This window comes from Marinomonas sp. (genome assembly GCF_965225885.1).
Classification (GTDB): domain Bacteria; phylum Pseudomonadota; class Gammaproteobacteria; order Pseudomonadales; family Marinomonadaceae; genus Marinomonas.
Genome location: NZ_OZ245329.1, coordinates 1,043,362 through 1,059,992, shown reverse-complemented (window position 1 = coordinate 1,059,992; position 16,631 = coordinate 1,043,362). Strand labels below are relative to the sequence as shown.

Genomic DNA, 16,631 nt, shown 5'->3' with positions numbered 1-16,631 from the left:
CTAGAACAGGATCGAGAACGTTAGGATGAGTAAATAACTGGAGTCAATGCCTGCCAAAACGCCTCTGGGATGGATTCTTCGTACCAAGAGATATTTTGCTCAACCCGATCCTCATTGGTCATGCCAATTAACACCGATTTCACACAGTCATATCGCAAGGCGTATTGAATCGCAGCCGCCTGTAACGAGACATTAAATTGCTCACAAATAGATTCTATAGCGATGACTTTATCGACGATGTCTTTAGGCGCTTCACCATAAAAGTAATGACCTAAGTTTTTAGAGCCTTTGGCTAAAATACCTGAATTAAAAGGCGCGGCGGCAATAAGAGAGATATTACTTTCGCTACATTTGTTGGTAAAAGTATGCGTAATATCGTTATTTAATAAAGTAAAACAGTTGGCGACCATGAAGCAATCAAACTGGCCGTGGTTCATCGCTTGATCACATATTTTCCATTCGTTCACACCTAAACCAATATTGCGCACTAAGCCTTGCTCGCGTAATTCCATCATGGCTTTAAAACCACCATCAATGGCTTGTTGAAAATACATGGCGTGCTGTTCTTTGTGAGTCAATTCGCCAATATCATGCATCAACAGCATATCAATATGACTCACGCCAAGGCGCTGCAAAGAATCTTCGAAAGAACGCATAACGCCATCGTAGCTATAATTGTATTCTCGATCAAAGGGACTGGCGCTAACAAAGCCGTCGGCTTCTTTTTGATCTACTTTGCAGTCTGGATGCAGCAATCTTCCCACTTTGGTGGATAGGAAAATATCTTGATGTGGCGTTTCGCCTAGAGCCAAGCCTAAACGACGCTCTGAGAGGCCAGCGCCATAATGAGGAGCGGTGTCAAAGTACTGAACACCTAATTCACTCGCTTTGCGAACGGCGCCACAGATATTCTCGTAAGATACCGGACGAAATAGATTACCCGCGCCAGCACAACCAAATCCTATTTCTGTAATCGAGGAACCACTGCTATTTATTATTCTTGTTTTCATTGCTTGCTCACTTATTCACAGCCCTTTGTACTTAAAATATAAAGGTGCTTAACGGCGTTAAGGGGCTGAATAGCCAATAGATATTTGTTCGCGGCACATTACGCTTCAATGTCACCAACTTAAGAGCTAAAAACTCAAAAAGGAGACTAATGATTGCAAGCATTAAGCCCATGGATGGGCGCTACGCCTGTCGCGGGCAGGGATGCCCGTTCAGGCGGTGCTGCAATCATTAGTCGGATTTTGATTAAGTTAAGCTTTAACCACTCGTTGACATTGCACACCGAGCTTATCAATGCCAAGTTTCATTTCTTCACCACCTTTTAGATAAATTGGCGGATTGAAACCCAAACCAACGCCTGGCGGTGTACCAGTTGAAATAATATCGCCCGGCTGTAAGCTCATATATCGGCTGCAATAAGCAATCAGATGAGGCACTTTAAATACCATGGTCGAAGTAGAACCATTCTGATAACGCTTGCCATCGATTTCTAACCAGATACCAAGATCATTGAAGTCACCGACTTCATCTGGGGTTACTAACCAAGGTCCCGTTGGACCAAAGGTGTCGCAGCCTTTCCCTTTGTCCCAAGTGCCTGTTCCCTCAATCTGGAAAGCACGCTCTGACACATCATTTATCACACAGAATCCCGCTACGTGCTTCATTGCGTCAGCTTCTGCAATGTCACTGCCGCCTTCGCCAATAACGATACCTAATTCCACTTCCCAATCGGTTTTTTCAGAGCCTTTTGGAATTTTCACATCATCATTTGGCCCAACAATCGCCGACGTCCATTTGTTAAAAATAACAGGCTCAGCAGGGACTGGCATGCCAGATTCGGCAGCATGATCGGCATAATTCAAGCCGATACAAATAAATTTACCCACATTGGCCACACAAGCTCCAAGACGCAGATCTTCTTGCGGTACGCCATCGACCAAAGGCAAGCTATTAATATCTAAGGCGTTTAACTTTTTCATGCTTGCTAAGCTTAGATGTTCATCAGATAGATCTGGAATGACTGACGACAAATCACGGACTCGACCATTATCATCAAGTAAACCTGGCTTTTCTTTCCCTAGTGGCCCAAAGCGAACTAATTTCATTGTTTTCTCCTATCGGTAAAAAATACTGTGGTGAATAAGAGATTCACCACAGTATAGAGTTTTTATTTATATAGAACTGCAGCGATTTTTGGATCGTCGATGTTTTTAGCCGTGTAATAATAGAAGCCTGTGTCGATAATTTTTGGCACCTTTTCACCCTTGATGGTTTGAACCGCCGCTTTCACGGTTTCATAACCAATACCAATTGGGTTCTGAGTAATCGCACCCGCCATCAAACCACTACGAATCGCATTCATCTGAGCTGTACCAGAATCAAATCCGATGATGACAAGATTTTTTGCTTTGGACTCACGGGCCGCATTTACCACGCCGACCGCAGAGCCTTCATTGGTACCAAACATACCGGCTAGCTTTGGATAAGAGGTCAGAATTGCACGAGCAACTTCTGTTGATTTAAGTTGATCGCCATCACCGTATTGAACGGTAACCACGTCAATATTTGGATGAGCTTCTTTCATGCGTTTTAGAAAACCATCACGACGATCAATACCTGTTGTCCCTGTTTGACTATGAGCCACCACAGCGACTTGTCCTTTATTGCCAATCAACTCAGCCATTTTGTCTGCCGCTAATGCAGAAGCTGCCAAGTTATCCGTCGTTGCTGTTGTCACTGGAATATCACTTTCTACACCACTATCAAAAGCAACAACTGGAATACCGGCTTTTTGTGCTTTGCGTAACAACGGAATGGCGGCTTGGCTATCGAGAGCAGCAAAACCAATGGCATCGGGTTTATTGGCTAATGCAGCCGCTAACATGTCGATCTGGCGATCCACTTGCGCTTCTGTATCAGGCCCTTCAAATGTGACTCGAACGTTAAACTCTTTTGCAGCTTGGTCAGCACCTTGTTTCACTGCTTGCCAAAACTGATGTTGAAAACCTTTTGAAATCAATGGGATATATAGCTGATCATCGGCTTTGACAAGTGATGATGTTGCCATAATAGATACAGCACTGATTAGACCTATTAGCTTGCGACGTGACAACATGTCCGTTCCTCCGTTATGTTGTTATTTTCGAGGTTTACTTTTTTTGTGGTGGCGGTATGCCACCGGTTGTTTCTAACGATTATTACTTTGCATTGCTTATTTAGATTGCCTTATTTAGATTGCCTTATTTAGATTGCCTTATTTAGATTTTTGACGGCGCATCATATCGGCATAAACCGCCAAAATAATGATGATGCCAGTCACCACGGTCTGCCATTCTTGTGCCACAGACAGTACTCGTAAGCCGTTCGTTAATACCGCCATGATTAAGGCACCGATTAACGTACCGATAATCGTGCCGCGTCCGCCGGAAAGAGACGTACCGCCAATCACCACGGCAGCAATCGCTTCCAACTCATAACCAAGGCCAAGGGCCGGTTGAGCCGAGTTCAAACGAGACGAAATCAAAATACCAGCGATGCCACAAATACCACCCGCAACCGCATAAATAGCAATTTTCCAACGGTCAGTATTTACACCAGACAAGCGTACCGCTTCTTCATTTGAGCCAATACCAAAGCAATAACGGCCCAAAATAGTCTTGCTCAATACATAACTCGCCACACCAGCAACAATGAAGAGAATCAACACACCGTTCGGAATAGGAAGGAAAGGCAACACTTCACCAATCAAAGAACCCCGTGAAATTTCGTCAAATCCCTCCGTGTTATTAAAGTAAATCGGACGAGCGCCACTCACGACCAAAGACAAACCTTTTAAGATCAACATCATGCCTAAAGTGGCAATGAAAGGTGGGATTTTCATCTTAGCGACAAAAGATCCAGAGCAAAATCCACAAAATGCGCCAGCGAGAATGGCACCAAGTACGCCAATCGGTAAAGGCAGATTCATCTTGGTTAACAAGACGCCTGCGATCACCGCTGTAAACGTCATCAAAGTCCCAACAGACAAATCAATACCGCCGGAGATAATTACTAACGTGGCTGCCACAGCTAGAACGCCATTAACAGACGTCGCTTGCAGAATCGCCAGCATATTGGACGTCTGCATAAAATTCGGGGACGCAATGGAAAATACGATCAACAGCACCACTAGACTCGCAAAGGCGAGCACTCGCTGATGAGCGGTAATCTTTATCAATTTACTAATCAGACTCGGTGACGTCTTTTGGCTTTCGGTTATCATTATTTTTCTCTCCTGTTAGCCTTTACTGAGTGGCTAATGCCATAATTTGTTCTTGATTCGTTGCTTTCCCACCGGGCAATATTCCAGTGAGTTTCACTTGGCACATAACGGCAATTCGATGACTTAGGCGCATTACCTCCGGCAGTTCCGAAGAGATGACAATAATGGCTTTGCCTTTCTTCGCGAGAGATTCTAATAATTTGTAAATCTCCGACTTAGCACCCACATCAATGCCTCGAGTTGGCTCGTCAAAAATCAAAATGTCGCAGTCTTTTAATAACCATTTAGCGATAACCACTTTTTGCTGATTACCACCAGACAAAAAACCGACTTCCTGAGTGTCTGACGGTGTTCGGATGCCCAACTGCTTAATGTAACCATTGGCAACACCGCTCATTTCAGATTCATTCAATACGCCTAACGAGCTGGTGAAACGGCTTAACGTCGCCATGGCAATATTGGCGCGAACGTCCATCCCCAAGGCCAAACCAAAGTGCTTACGGTCTTCCGACAAATAACCAATTCCAGCCGCGACCGCATCACATGGAGATTGAATGCGGCACTGCTTACCCTTCACCCAAACCTCTCCTGAATCAATTGGGTCAGCGCCAAAAATAGCCCGAGCCACTTCGGTTCGCCCTGCCCCCATTAAGCCTGCAAAACCTAAAATTTCGCCTTTCTTGAGAGAAAAACTGACATCCTTGATCTCTTTTCCGCGGTTCAAACCTTTTACCGAAAGTAGCTCAGGCTGATCAGACAAATCTGGGATATCAAGGGTTTCATCTTTCACTTCTCGTCCCACCATCATCGAGATAATGTCAGACAATGGCGTTTCTCTTGCTTGAAGTGTGCCGATGTATTCGCCGTCACGCAGCACTGTGACTCGATCTGCGATTTGCTTGATCTCATCCATCTTGTGACTGATGTAAATGATGCCGACACCCTCGGACTTAAGGCGACGGATAATGACAAACAACTCAGCAATTTCAGCATCATTCAAAGCCGCCGTTGGTTCATCCATAATAAGAACGCGAGATTGATACGATAGAGCCTTGGCAATTTCGACCATTTGTTGCTTCGCCACCGTTAAACTGCCAATTTCCGTCATTGGATCGATATCAAAATTCATCTTTTTAAAGATGTCACTGGCCTGACTGTTTAAGCGTTTTTCATCGATGACACCCCAAGATGACCGAGGCTCTCGACCGATAAAAACATTCTGAGCAACCGTCAAATCATTCATCAAACTCAATTCCTGATGAATGATGCCAATGCCTGCATTTTGCGCAGCTTTTGGTCCATCAAAGACAGCAAGTTGGTCATCTACTTTTACTGTGCCACCGTCTTTTTGATAAACTCCAGACAGTATTTTCATCAACGTCGACTTGCCAGCACCGTTCTCCCCCATCAGCGCATGCACTTCGCCTTTTTCAAGATCGAAGTTCACACCTCTGAGGGAATACACACCGGGAAAGCGCTTCTCAATTCCTCTCATTTCAACCAATAACGGCATCACTTTTACTCCGTAACAAATAGTAGGTTGATTCGAACTATCATCTAAATGACTAAGTTAAATAGTCACGCCACCATCTACGAGCAAAGATTGCCCCGTCACAAAAGCACTCTCATCGGACAACAAGTACACAATGATCGGAGTAATATCACTTACTTCAGCAAGGCGTCCCATGGGTTGACGAGCAATAAAATCTTTTTGAGCTTGAACAGGATCGTCGGCTGAAGCGATACGACCTTGTAAAGACGGCGTATTCACCGTTCCGGGGCAGACTGAGTTACAGCGAATTCCTTGTTTTACAAAGTCCGCAGCGATACCTTTTGATAAACCAATAACCGCGGCTTTCGTCGCGCCATAAGCGGTTCGCATTGGGAAACCTTTAATAGAAGACGCCATCGATGCCATGTTCACCACGGAAGAAGACCCCGTCACTTTGGCTTGCTCCATCATTCCAGGCAAAAATGCTCGACACATACGCATCATAGAAGTGACGTTTAAGGTAACGCTAAACTCCCAATCTTCATCACTAATATCTAGAACAGTGCCGTTATGAACAAAACCTGCGCAATTAAACAAACCATCAAGATTCGGCATCTGCTCTGCGAATGATTTAATCGACTGAGCATCTATCACGTCGAGTATATGTGTTTGTATCGTTGGGCAATCTTGCTGCAAAGATTTCAGTGCTTCTGCATTGATATCCGTCGCAATGACATTCGCCCCTTCTTTTAAACAGGCTTCGGCACTTGCTCTACCAATTCCTTGACCAGCGGCTGTTATTAATATTGTTTTGCCTTTGAGTCTCACAATCGTTTCTCCATTTCACTAGATAATAAAAAATAGCTACATCACTGCGCCAATTTGCCAAGGCACAAATTCTGCCCCACCAAAACCTAACGCTTCGCTTTTCGTTTCTTCACCTGAAGCAATTCGAATAATAAGCTCAAATAGCTCCTGACCTTTTTCCTCAATAGACACGCCACCAGTGACAATATCCCCACAATTTAAATCCATGTCTTCTTGAAGACGTCGATACATCTCGGTGTTGGTAGCCAACTTGATACAAGGCGTCGGCTTATAACCAGAAACCGAGCCACGTCCTGTGGTAAAAATAATCATATTGGCGCCCGACGCGACTTGCCCAGTTACTGAGCATGGGTCAAAGCCAGGGCTATCCATAAATACAAAGCCTTTTTTATCAATCGCTTCGCCAAATAAATACACATCGGTTAATGGCGCACTGCCGCTTTTCGCAACCGCCCCTAGGGACTTTTCAAGAATAGTCGTTAGTCCACCATTTTTATTACCGGGGCTTGGATTGTTGTCCATTTCGCCGCCATTGCGGGCACAGTAATCTTCCCACCAATGAATCCGATCAATCAGTTTTTGTCCGACTTCCGTAGATACAGCGCGTCGCGTCAATAAATGTTCCGCACCATACACTTCGGATGTTTCTGAGAGAATAGTCGTGCCACCGTGACGAACTAATAAATCAGAGGCATAACCTAAAGCTGGATTAGCCGTAATGCCGGAATAGCCATCGGAGCCACCACATTGCATACCGACCATAATTTCGGAGACAGGCGCAGGTTCTCGTGTTGCTTTATTTGCCTCTTGAGCTAATAAATGCAGTTCCTGTAAACCTTTTTCGATTGTTTTTCGCGTGCCGCCTTCAGACTGAATCGTCATATAACGAAAGGCAGCGCTCGGTTCTTGGCTGTCCACAAGGCTAGACACTTGCAGTACTTCACAGCCGAGACCGACCAACAAAATACCACCGAAATTTGGATTATTGGCGTAACCCGTGAGCGTGCGATGGAGCGTTTGATAGCCTTCGCCTTGACCCGACATGCCACAGCCAGTGCTATGAACAATCGGCACTATGCCATCAATATTCGGATAATCTTTTAGGAAATCCGTTTTAGTAGCCGCCTCTTCGATAAAACGCGCAACGGAACCAGCACAATTAACCGAAGTTAAAATACCAAGATAGTTACGAGTACCGACTCTGCCATTTTCACGGTGATAACCGTTAAAAGTACGAGGGGTTAAAATTGGAGGTAATGAATTGCTGTTTTGAGAAAATGCATAGTCTTGAAGATGCTCGCCCATGCCCATGTTTTGAGCGTGTACATGTTCTCCGAGCGCGATAGCTTGTGTCGCTTGTCCAATGATTTGGCCATAGCGAATAACATTATCGCCTTTCGCTATATTCTTAACAGCGACCTTATGACCTCTTGGGACATAGCTAAGTAGCGTAACGTCAAATTCGTTTAATTTACTGCCTTGAGCAAGATCACTTAAGGCGATAACGACGTTATCATTAGCGTGTAAACGAATAGTTTGTTTGGACCCAATGATCATGGGCAATCCCCTGTTCTAAATTCACATTTAATTATTGTTGTTGTATATTCAAACTAGCACCAACAATTTCAATCGTCAACTAACATGTTAGTATTAAGGAAATAAATTTATGGCAGAGTCATCGCTTAATAAAATCCAGAACTTGAGCGGTTCACTGTCTCAGCGGGTATATCAATCATTGCGAGAGGCCATACTTTCCATGCAATACCCGCCCGGCACAGTGATTCGAAAAGGCGCAATTTGTGAGCAGCTGGGCGTTTCCCGCTCTCCCGTTGCTGAAGCATTAGCTCGACTGTCTGCGGAAGGTTTAGTCGATGTCATCCCACAATCAGCGACAAAAGTATCGTGCTTTTCAATGGATGAAATACGTGAGGCAAGCTTTTTAAGGCAGGCATTAGAAGTCGCTGCCGTTGAAAAAGTAACGCAAGAACGCAGCGATGAACAATTAGCCGCCTTGACTCGCAACGTGCGAATGCAAGCGTTATTGGTGGAAGACAAAGACTTCGTGGGTTTTTACCAAGCAGATGAAGAATTTCACACTCTGCTGATGAATTTCACTGGCTTCAACGGTGTTTCACAAGTGTTAGACAGCGTCTCTCTACACTTAGTGAGAGCGCGTATGTTGATTTTGCCGGAAGAAGGTAGACCGGCAGAGGCGGTTAAAGAACATCAGGCGATTCTTGCTGCGATCAAAGAACAAGATGTGGATGCCGCTCGGGAAGCAATGAAATATCACATTGGCCAACTGATCCCTAGAATTTTGCCATTGGAAGAATCTCACGCTGAGTATTTTAAAATGTAATTCGCAAAATAATGAGAAGTTCTGTCTTCTAAAAAAACTCTTTCCATAATAAAAATAAGAGGAACATCATGCTTTACCACATACCAAGCATCATTACGCCCGAACTGCTTTATGCAATGAGAGCAATGGGGCACGGTGATGAATTACTCATCACCGATGCCAATTTTCCAGCCACCAGCCATGGTCGAGAATGCATTAGGCTAAGCGGTGTAAACAGCTCTGAAGCCTTATCCGCTATACTCGCGCTCTTCCCTATCGATACCTTTGTTGAAAACCCTTTTATTACCATGGAAACAGTCGATCACCCTGAGATCGTTCCTCCAGCAGTGGAGGATTTCACACAAATAATTCAAAAGAAAACCAACTTCACCGCTCGTCCAATTGGACTTGAACGGTTTGAATTTTACCAAAGAGCAAAACAAGCTTTTGTGATTATCCAGACTTCTGACATTCGGCCTTATGCAAATATTATGGTCAAAAAGGGAGTGATAAATCATGCGGATTGACGCTCATCAGCACTTCTGGCGACTAGAACGAAATGATTATGGCTGGTTAACACCAGAACCGACTGCGCTGTATAAAGACTTCGAGCCAGATGACTTACTTCCCTTGCTAAACAATCACCATATTGATGGCACTGTGTTGGTTCAGGCAGCTCCAACGGAAGCAGAAACCCAATTTTTGTTACGGCTTAGCGAACAATACAAATGCATCAAAGGCGTCGTTGGCTGGGTCAATTTTGATCATAGCGACGCACCAAAACACATAGCCGAATTAGCAAAGCATCCTAAATTAGTTGGCATACGTCCAATGATCCAAGACATTGAGGATCTTGATTGGATGCTAAGCCCTGCTGTTGCTAAAACATTACGCAGTCTAAGCCAACACCAACTTGTATTCGATGCTCTTGTTAAACCACAACACCTAAAAAATTTAAAACAACTGATAGAACAACATCCAGACCTAAAAGTTGTTATCAATCATGGTGCGAAACCCAATATTAGAGAACGTGAATTGCATCAGTGGCGTACAGATCTCAGTGCGTTTCGAGACTTACCAAACGTAATTTGTAAGCTTTCTGGTCTCGTCACTGAAGCAAGCAGTGATTGGCAAGCGCAGGATTTGTTTCCTTATATCGATACTATTTTTGACGTCTTCGGGGAACAAAGAGTCCTCTGGGGCAGCGACTGGCCCGTCAGCCTTTTGGCATCGTCTTACGCAAAATGGTTCGACACCGTTGATCTATATTTGACACAAAACAGCTTATCTGAGGAAAAAGTATTTGGTGGCAATGCAGTGCGCGTTTATAGCCTAAAAAAATAATTTGAATTGTTTTATCATTAACCATTATTGTTACTTATCTGTCATATTAGCTCTGTACTCTCACTTTATTAACAATATTCAACTATGCTTTATCTAAAGCCTACGGAGACGACAAAATGAAAATGAAAGAACAATTAGACAGCGCTCAACCACTGAAAAAACACAAAGCTAAATCGAAGAAAAATGAGCTAAAAAAGAAAAAACAAGCAAAGCAGGAAAATAAGAAACAGACTAAAGAGAAGAAAGATTCACAGCCTGACATTATCGCACCTGCCAATACGGTAGAAGCCAATGTTGCTGAGATCCCAACGCCGAAGAAAAGCAAAACTAAAAAAGCAGCAGAAAGTGCTGTTGATGACAAAATTGAAAGCATCCCAGAAAGCCCAGTTGTTATTGAGGCAGACAAGCCAGAATCATCAAATACCACTCGTCAACGTGCATCTAAAAGCTTAGAGCCAATGACAAAAGAAGAGCAGCTGATCGCGATTAACCAGATCATCAAGCGTTTATTGTTGGATGAAATGACACAAGGCGAGGCTCTGCGTGAATTACGCGTTGGCGTTTTGGGCATTAGACAAGACGCCTACACAAAACTGTGTGGCGTCTCTCGTAAAACCTTATCAGAAATCGAAAACGACAAAGGCAATTACACTGCAGAAATCATCAATAAGGTGTTCAAACCTTTCGAGATCAAAGTGGGTCTGGTTCCGACTTCTAGCCAGTTGCTAGCCGCTATTCTTACTAATTAAGACAATGATAGAAACAAGAGCCTGCGTATTATCGTAAAATACCAGTTACACAGACAATGCAAAGGCTTCCATTTTCTTAGCAAGATCAAAGTCTTTATTGGAAATTCCAGATACATCGTGAGTCGTTAATTGGATGCTGACTTTGTTGTAAACATTAAACCATTCAGGATGATGATCTTTCTTTTCTGCGTAGATGGCGCACATGGTCATAAAACCAAAAGCGTGCTGAAAGTCTTTGAATTTAAAGGTTTTACTGAGTTTTTCGTCTTCAATCGACCAATCTTGTGACGCTTCTGTATTTAATTGGTTAAGTGCTTGCTCTATCTCATGCTGTTCGAGCTTTCGATGTGCCATGCTTTTTTACCTCTATTTTAAATAAGAAAATTGTCATACCAAGCATCAGTGTAGTCGGTTAAGACCATGATTAAAACGAGACAAAAAATCCCTTCTGCAGGTTACCTTCTACAGATTAATACAAAAGGGATTTTAGGAATCACGCAATGAGCTTCACATTGTTATACGAAAGTTGCTCCTCGCGTATTTACATACAAAGAATAGATAGAATGTGAGCTTGCCATAAAGAGTCGGTTGCCTTCCGTCCCACCAAAACAAATATTGGCGCAATATTCAGGCAATTTAATATGGCCAATCGGCTTACCCTGTTTATTGAAAATCATGACGCCGTTCAGTCCTTCAGGGTTCTGACTTGCCGAACCGTCACTACCCCAACCACACCATAAATTACCGTCTTGATCACATTTGATACCATCAAACGCAGCATGAGCAACATCCGATATAATTGCGTTACGATTCCCCAGAGTGCCATTAAGGTTAACGTCATAAGCCCAGACTTTTCTTGGTTGTGACAAACACTCGACCACGTACAAAATGGATTCATCTGGTGAAAAACATAATCCGTTCGGCCCAGCCACATTCTTGATAACCTGAATTAAATCTCCGGTTTCACCATCAATACGATAAACCGCATCCGGCAGCTCTGTTTGAATTATATGACCTTCATACATACTACCAGCTTGAAATGGTGGATCGGTAAACCAAATAGAACCATCTCGTTTCACCACCACGTCATTGGGTGAGTTAAAACGTTTTCCTTCAAAATTATCCGCTAGAACCGTAATCTTGCCATTATGCTCTGTTCTGGTGACTCGACGCCCCTCAGAATCAGAGGTCGACCCTTCGCAAGTTATCAGACGACCTTCAAGATCTCGACAAAGGCCATTTGAGTAGTTGGATTTATGGCGATAGACATTGAGTTGATTGGTAATTTCATCCCATCGCATAATGCAATTATTCGCAATGTCACTAACCAAAAGGTAGCGGCCATCACCACTCCATACTGGGCCTTCAGCCCATCGCATTCCCGTCGCTAGTTTTTCAACACTGGCGTTAAAGAGCCGATATTTAGAGAAGCTTTCATCTAGAATTTTTACATGAGCATCCGGATAACCTAAGCTTAGCGGCTCAGCTAAAAGCTTACCTGATAACACAGAACCGCCTAATGCAACACCAGAAAGCGCGGCGGTTTTTTTAAAGAAGTCCCGACGAGAAGTAGTCACTTCTTCCTTAGACAGCTCTATTGGCTTTGTTTTTTCCATTTATCTTTACTCCCTGTTCAATCCATTGCGGTCTTCGCACAAACTATTTCAATAGCTAGGCCATTCCAATTAATGCTTAAAGAAAGCAAGCGTATCTTTTTGATTTAATGCCAGTTGAGCCAGTTCTTTTGCGGCCTGTTGGGTCTGATTAATGGCAGACACGTTCTGATTCACCAAATCGACGGTGTTAGAGGTGTTTTTATTGATATCCGCCGTCACATTGAATTGCTCTTGAGAAGCCGCCGCAACCAGAGTGTTGATGTCTGAAATAGCACGAACGTAAGTCGAAAGCTCATCGAAAGAACGCTTAACATCTTCAGAGAGTTCAACTGACGATTGAATTGCCTTCACATTCTCAACCATGTTGTCATTGGCTCTCTTAGACTGATCTTGCAAGGTAGCAATGATGGTTTGGATCGTTGCTGTGGATTCTTTCGTTTTGGCCGCCAGACTGCGAACTTCGTCTGCCACGACCGCAAAACCTCGGCCTTGTTCACCTGCACGTGCCGCTTCAATAGCAGCATTAAGCGCCAGCAAATTGGTTTGCTCTGAAATGGCACTAATCACATTGGTTACCTCGCCGATGTTGAGCGTTTCATCTCTTAACTTGGCGATCATCTCTGCCGTTTCATTAAACGTAGTATTGATGGTATGTGTTAAACCGATGGATTTTTCTAAGCCTTGATGGCCTTTGGTTACACTTTCTATGGCTTTATTCGCTTGGTCTTCCGCCTGAACCGCGTTTGCACTGACTTCTTCCGAAGCATTCGATAATTCATTCACCGCATTGGCGATTGACTCAACTTCTTTCAATTCTTCTTCAGAATTGTCCGCGGTACTCTTCATCACCAGCGTTAACTCTTCAGAAGCAGAAGCCACATTGTCAGAGATAGACAGACTGCCGCGAATAATCTCGGATAGCTTTTGGTTTAAAGTAATAATCGACGCATAAATACCAGTTTCGTTACCGTTGTCTTCTAATTTTTGCGATAAATCGCCTTTTGCAATACGAGAAATAATATCTGAAATTTCTTTTGGTTCACCGCCAATGGGTTTGTAAACCAGATTAATCACGCCGTAATACACGATGCAAAGCGCAATAATAATTAAAACAGCAAAAATGGAAATGGAACCTATCAGCATACTTTTACTAGGGGCAGAAATAACATCGTCCCAAGTATATGAAACCACTTTCCAATCTCGATCCTGCAACTTGCCTTCAAAAGCAGTCACATCACGACCATCGATAGTGTAATTCAGTACTGGATTTTTTCCGTCAAACTTAGAATAAGCAGGACGTATTTGATAAATGTTTTTGCCTAACAAATCTTTCTGAGGAGCCGAGACAACATAGCCACTCTCATCAAAGACAAAGAGTTGATTTTTTTCCGTTAACCCTTCGATAAAGCGCGTAATCTCCGACACTTTTAAAGTGACACAAACCACCGCAATTACGTTGCCATTTCGATAAATTGGTGACGCCAAGGCAAAAACGTCAGCTTGCTCGCCTTCACCAAAATACGCTTTTGTAATGATGTTTTTTTCACCTGCAAAAGCGCGCACATACCATTCTTTTTTTAATTCTTTGGCATTAAATCCGGGAAAAAAACGATCGCCTTCGAAAGATTTACCATTTTTAAGCGCAACAAAAGCAGCCTGAATATGAGGATTGGTATTTTTTAATAAAGCCAGTGCGTCTGTGACCTGCTTTTCATTAGCAAACTCTAGGTCATCATTAAAATCGACATGGAAACTTTTCAAAGCCCCAAAGTAGGAATTGATATTTTGATCTAAAGCGGCCGCCACCAAAATAGTTTCTACTTTTTGGCCTTCAAGGGCATATTCGCTGTTAAATGAACTGAATCGGCTGTATCCATTCCAAGTTAACACTCCTGAAATGATAAGAATAAGGCACAAAGTAAAAAATAGAATTCTATTTTTTAAAGTAAGTTTCATAGCTTATGTCCTTTATCGCTAGTATTGTCTTTAGAAACTCGAACACCGTTTTCTCAAATGAAAAAACGATACAAATCAACCTGTTAATAGCTTATAAGCAAATAGTGACAGAAAGATTATATTATCAGTCATCACGGCAGAAATCGGTGAAGACCTAAGAAAGAGTAACGAAACACACAACATAAAGGGCCAGAACTCACGTTATAACAAAGTGAAATTCGGAACTTACTTTTAAAGGAAATGAGTCATTGAAGTATGTACTCAAAATTCCATTTTGAAGATGCTTCCCTAGCCAAACCTACATGAAGATTACATTACTTTACATTTTCTTCATATAGGTTAAAGCAGCATTTTGAGTACATTTTTACTAAACATTGATCTGTGCAGGTGTTACGAGTGTTTTACTTGATCGTGAAGTTCACATCAATGTTGCCACGCGTTGCGTTTGAATATGGGCAAACTTTATGAGCGGCTTCAACTAGTTGCTCAACAACCTCTTTTTCTACGCCTGGAACATTCACTTCTAAATCTGCGCAGATAGTAAAACCTTCACCTTTGGTGTTTGCACCGATACCGATAGTTGCTGTGACGTTAACGTCATTAGGCACTTTTACTTTCTGTTGTGATGCGACCAACTTCAATGCGCCGATAAAACAAGCAGAATAACCAGCAGCGAAAAGTTGCTCAGGGTTAGTGCCTTCACCACCCGCGCCGCCCAATTCTTTTGGCGTGCTTAGAGCAAGATCCAATTTGTTGTCAGATGTAATAGAACGACCATCGCGGCCACCAGTAGAGGTTGCTGTTGCGCTATAAACTGCTTGCATAATATTGCTCCTAAAATGTATTGTTGCATTAAGTTATCTGAATAATAATTATCGCGATAATATTGTAGGTAAATAAAAGCTCAGTTACCTGAGCTGTTGAATTTATGTTATTGCAATAACTATTATTGTGCAATCATTATTTTACAAGTTTTTTCCTAAGGGCAACTAGCTGTTCACGTAAAGCCACCACTTCATCCATATCAATTCCACAGGCTTCAGCAACACAACGGTTTACTTCTAAACCTTGCTCGCGCAGCTTTTTTCCTTTTTCAGTCAAAGCAATACTCAAGCTACGATCATCATCTACACCCCGTAAGCGCTGCACTAAACCATCGGCTTCCATACGTTTTATAACTGGCGTTAGCGCACCAGATTTTTGCCCAAGCGCATCGCTGATATGCTTCAAACTCACCCCATCTTGTTCCCACAAAATCAACATCACCGTATATTGCGGGTAGGTCAGACCTATGGCAGAAAGTGGTTCTTTATAGAACTGCGTCATCGCAAGAGACGTCGAGTACAAGGCAAAACACAATTGATTGTCGAGCAATAGTGGATTGTTGGGGAATAAAGAATTGTCAGCAGTCATAAGCTCTCATTGATGGTTATACGCATTGATAGTTGCACGAATAGTTATAGCGATAATAGTTAAGGATTCTACTCTTTTTCTCGCTCCAACGACACACCTTATACCAACAGTCGCCGAGTTACTGGAGTGGATTTCACAATCGCGGTATTGGTGTCCGCCAGTTCTGAGATACAGTCAAGAATCGGGTCTAGTTCGCTGATGTCTTTTAAATACAAGCGAGCGACGTAACAATCTTCTCCTGTAACCTTATCGCATTCGACAAATTCTGGGATCGAGCTGATCAGCGCTTCTAAGGCTTTTAATTTACCCGGTAGCTGACGCATACGCACAATCGCCATTAAGCTATAGCCCAGCACGACGGGATTCACTTCCACTCGATAGCCAGAAATCACGCCGCTTTCTTCTAATCGCTTGAGTCGTTCATTAACGCTTGGAGCGGTCATTCCGACGGCACGAGCCAGCTCGCTTACTGGTGTTCTTGCGTTCGCGTAAAGTAGTTCAATTAACTTTGTATCAATGCCATCTAAAACGAATTCTTCTTTTCTAAGGTTATTTCGCATTTTTACCTCCGATATAGACAGTACTTTGTTGTATTTATCTATTTTTATATCTGCCAAAGTCAAGA

General features: G+C 43.0%; 17 protein-coding genes. 4 read left to right on the top strand and 13 right to left on the bottom strand.

Going from position 1 to position 16,631, the window contains the following annotated elements:
- Positions 1 to 20: 20 nt before the first annotated feature.
- From ACO05V_RS04815 to ACO05V_RS04785, 7 genes are all read right to left on the bottom strand, one after another.
- Positions 21 to 1,010 carry an aldo/keto reductase gene (locus ACO05V_RS04815; protein ID WP_421848053.1) on the bottom strand — a complete coding sequence of 330 codons (990 nt, stop codon included), beginning with the start codon at positions 1,008 to 1,010 and terminating at the stop codon, positions 21 to 23.
- Positions 1,011 to 1,259: 249 nt separating this feature from the next.
- Entirely contained in the window at positions 1,260 to 2,114 is an 855-nt protein-coding gene (locus ACO05V_RS04810) for a fumarylacetoacetate hydrolase family protein (RefSeq protein WP_421848051.1), read from the bottom strand.
- Positions 2,115 to 2,176: 62 nt separating this feature from the next.
- Positions 2,177 to 3,124 (bottom strand): ABC transporter substrate-binding protein, encoded by a 948-nt coding sequence (locus ACO05V_RS04805; RefSeq protein WP_421848049.1) that lies wholly within the window; start codon positions 3,122 to 3,124, stop codon positions 2,177 to 2,179.
- A gap of 138 nt (positions 3,125 to 3,262) precedes the next feature.
- Positions 3,263 to 4,270 (bottom strand): ABC transporter permease, encoded by a 1,008-nt coding sequence (locus ACO05V_RS04800; RefSeq protein ID WP_421848047.1) that lies wholly within the window; start codon positions 4,268 to 4,270, stop codon positions 3,263 to 3,265.
- Between the two features lie 22 nt (positions 4,271 to 4,292).
- A complete protein-coding gene (locus ACO05V_RS04795) occupies positions 4,293 to 5,783 on the bottom strand; it encodes a sugar ABC transporter ATP-binding protein (protein WP_421848045.1) in 1,491 nt (496 codons plus the stop codon).
- A 57-nt stretch (positions 5,784 to 5,840) separates the two neighbouring features.
- Entirely contained in the window at positions 5,841 to 6,590 is a 750-nt protein-coding gene (locus tag ACO05V_RS04790; protein ID WP_421848043.1) for an SDR family oxidoreductase, read from the bottom strand.
- Between the two features lie 36 nt (positions 6,591 to 6,626).
- On the bottom strand, positions 6,627 to 8,147 hold the full coding sequence (locus ACO05V_RS04785; protein WP_421848041.1) for a UxaA family hydrolase: 1,521 nt from the start codon (positions 8,145 to 8,147) through the stop codon (positions 6,627 to 6,629).
- A 109-nt stretch (positions 8,148 to 8,256) separates the two neighbouring features.
- Here ACO05V_RS04785 and ACO05V_RS04780 point away from each other — a divergent pair, with 109 nt between their 5' ends.
- From ACO05V_RS04780 to ACO05V_RS04765, 4 genes are all read left to right on the top strand, one after another.
- Positions 8,257 to 8,949, top strand: coding sequence for a GntR family transcriptional regulator (locus ACO05V_RS04780; RefSeq protein WP_137168990.1), 693 nt, complete (start codon positions 8,257 to 8,259; stop codon positions 8,947 to 8,949).
- A gap of 68 nt (positions 8,950 to 9,017) precedes the next feature.
- Positions 9,018 to 9,455 (top strand): RbsD/FucU family protein, encoded by a 438-nt coding sequence (locus ACO05V_RS04775; RefSeq protein WP_421848039.1) that lies wholly within the window; start codon positions 9,018 to 9,020, stop codon positions 9,453 to 9,455.
- A complete protein-coding gene (locus tag ACO05V_RS04770; protein ID WP_421848037.1) occupies positions 9,445 to 10,272 on the top strand; it encodes an amidohydrolase family protein in 828 nt (275 codons plus the stop codon). Before ACO05V_RS04775 ends, ACO05V_RS04770 begins: the two co-directional genes overlap by 11 nt.
- 116 nt (positions 10,273 to 10,388) lie before the next feature.
- On the top strand, positions 10,389 to 11,021 hold the full coding sequence (locus tag ACO05V_RS04765; protein WP_421848035.1) for a helix-turn-helix transcriptional regulator: 633 nt from the start codon (positions 10,389 to 10,391) through the stop codon (positions 11,019 to 11,021).
- 45 nt (positions 11,022 to 11,066) lie between these two features.
- Here ACO05V_RS04765 and ACO05V_RS04760 read toward each other — a convergent pair whose 3' ends face one another.
- The 6 genes from ACO05V_RS04760 to ACO05V_RS04735 form a co-directional block, all read right to left on the bottom strand.
- On the bottom strand, positions 11,067 to 11,375 hold the full coding sequence (locus ACO05V_RS04760) for a 4a-hydroxytetrahydrobiopterin dehydratase (protein ID WP_421848033.1): 309 nt from the start codon (positions 11,373 to 11,375) through the stop codon (positions 11,067 to 11,069).
- A gap of 161 nt (positions 11,376 to 11,536) precedes the next feature.
- A complete protein-coding gene (locus ACO05V_RS04755; protein ID WP_421848031.1) occupies positions 11,537 to 12,637 on the bottom strand; it encodes an SMP-30/gluconolactonase/LRE family protein in 1,101 nt (366 codons plus the stop codon).
- Between the two features lie 69 nt (positions 12,638 to 12,706).
- The gene (locus ACO05V_RS04750) at positions 12,707 to 14,593 is read right to left on the bottom strand and encodes a methyl-accepting chemotaxis protein (RefSeq protein ID WP_421848029.1); all 1,887 of its coding nucleotides are present in this window, start codon (positions 14,591 to 14,593) and stop codon (positions 12,707 to 12,709) included.
- Between the two features lie 401 nt (positions 14,594 to 14,994).
- Positions 14,995 to 15,417, bottom strand: a complete 423-nt coding sequence (locus ACO05V_RS04745) for an organic hydroperoxide resistance protein (protein WP_421848027.1) — start codon at positions 15,415 to 15,417, stop codon at positions 14,995 to 14,997.
- Between the two features lie 136 nt (positions 15,418 to 15,553).
- Positions 15,554 to 16,006, bottom strand: coding sequence for a MarR family winged helix-turn-helix transcriptional regulator (locus ACO05V_RS04740; RefSeq protein WP_421848025.1), 453 nt, complete (start codon positions 16,004 to 16,006; stop codon positions 15,554 to 15,556).
- 98 nt (positions 16,007 to 16,104) lie between these two features.
- On the bottom strand, positions 16,105 to 16,566 hold the full coding sequence (locus ACO05V_RS04735; RefSeq protein WP_421848023.1) for an Lrp/AsnC family transcriptional regulator: 462 nt from the start codon (positions 16,564 to 16,566) through the stop codon (positions 16,105 to 16,107).
- Positions 16,567 to 16,631 lie beyond the last annotated feature (65 nt).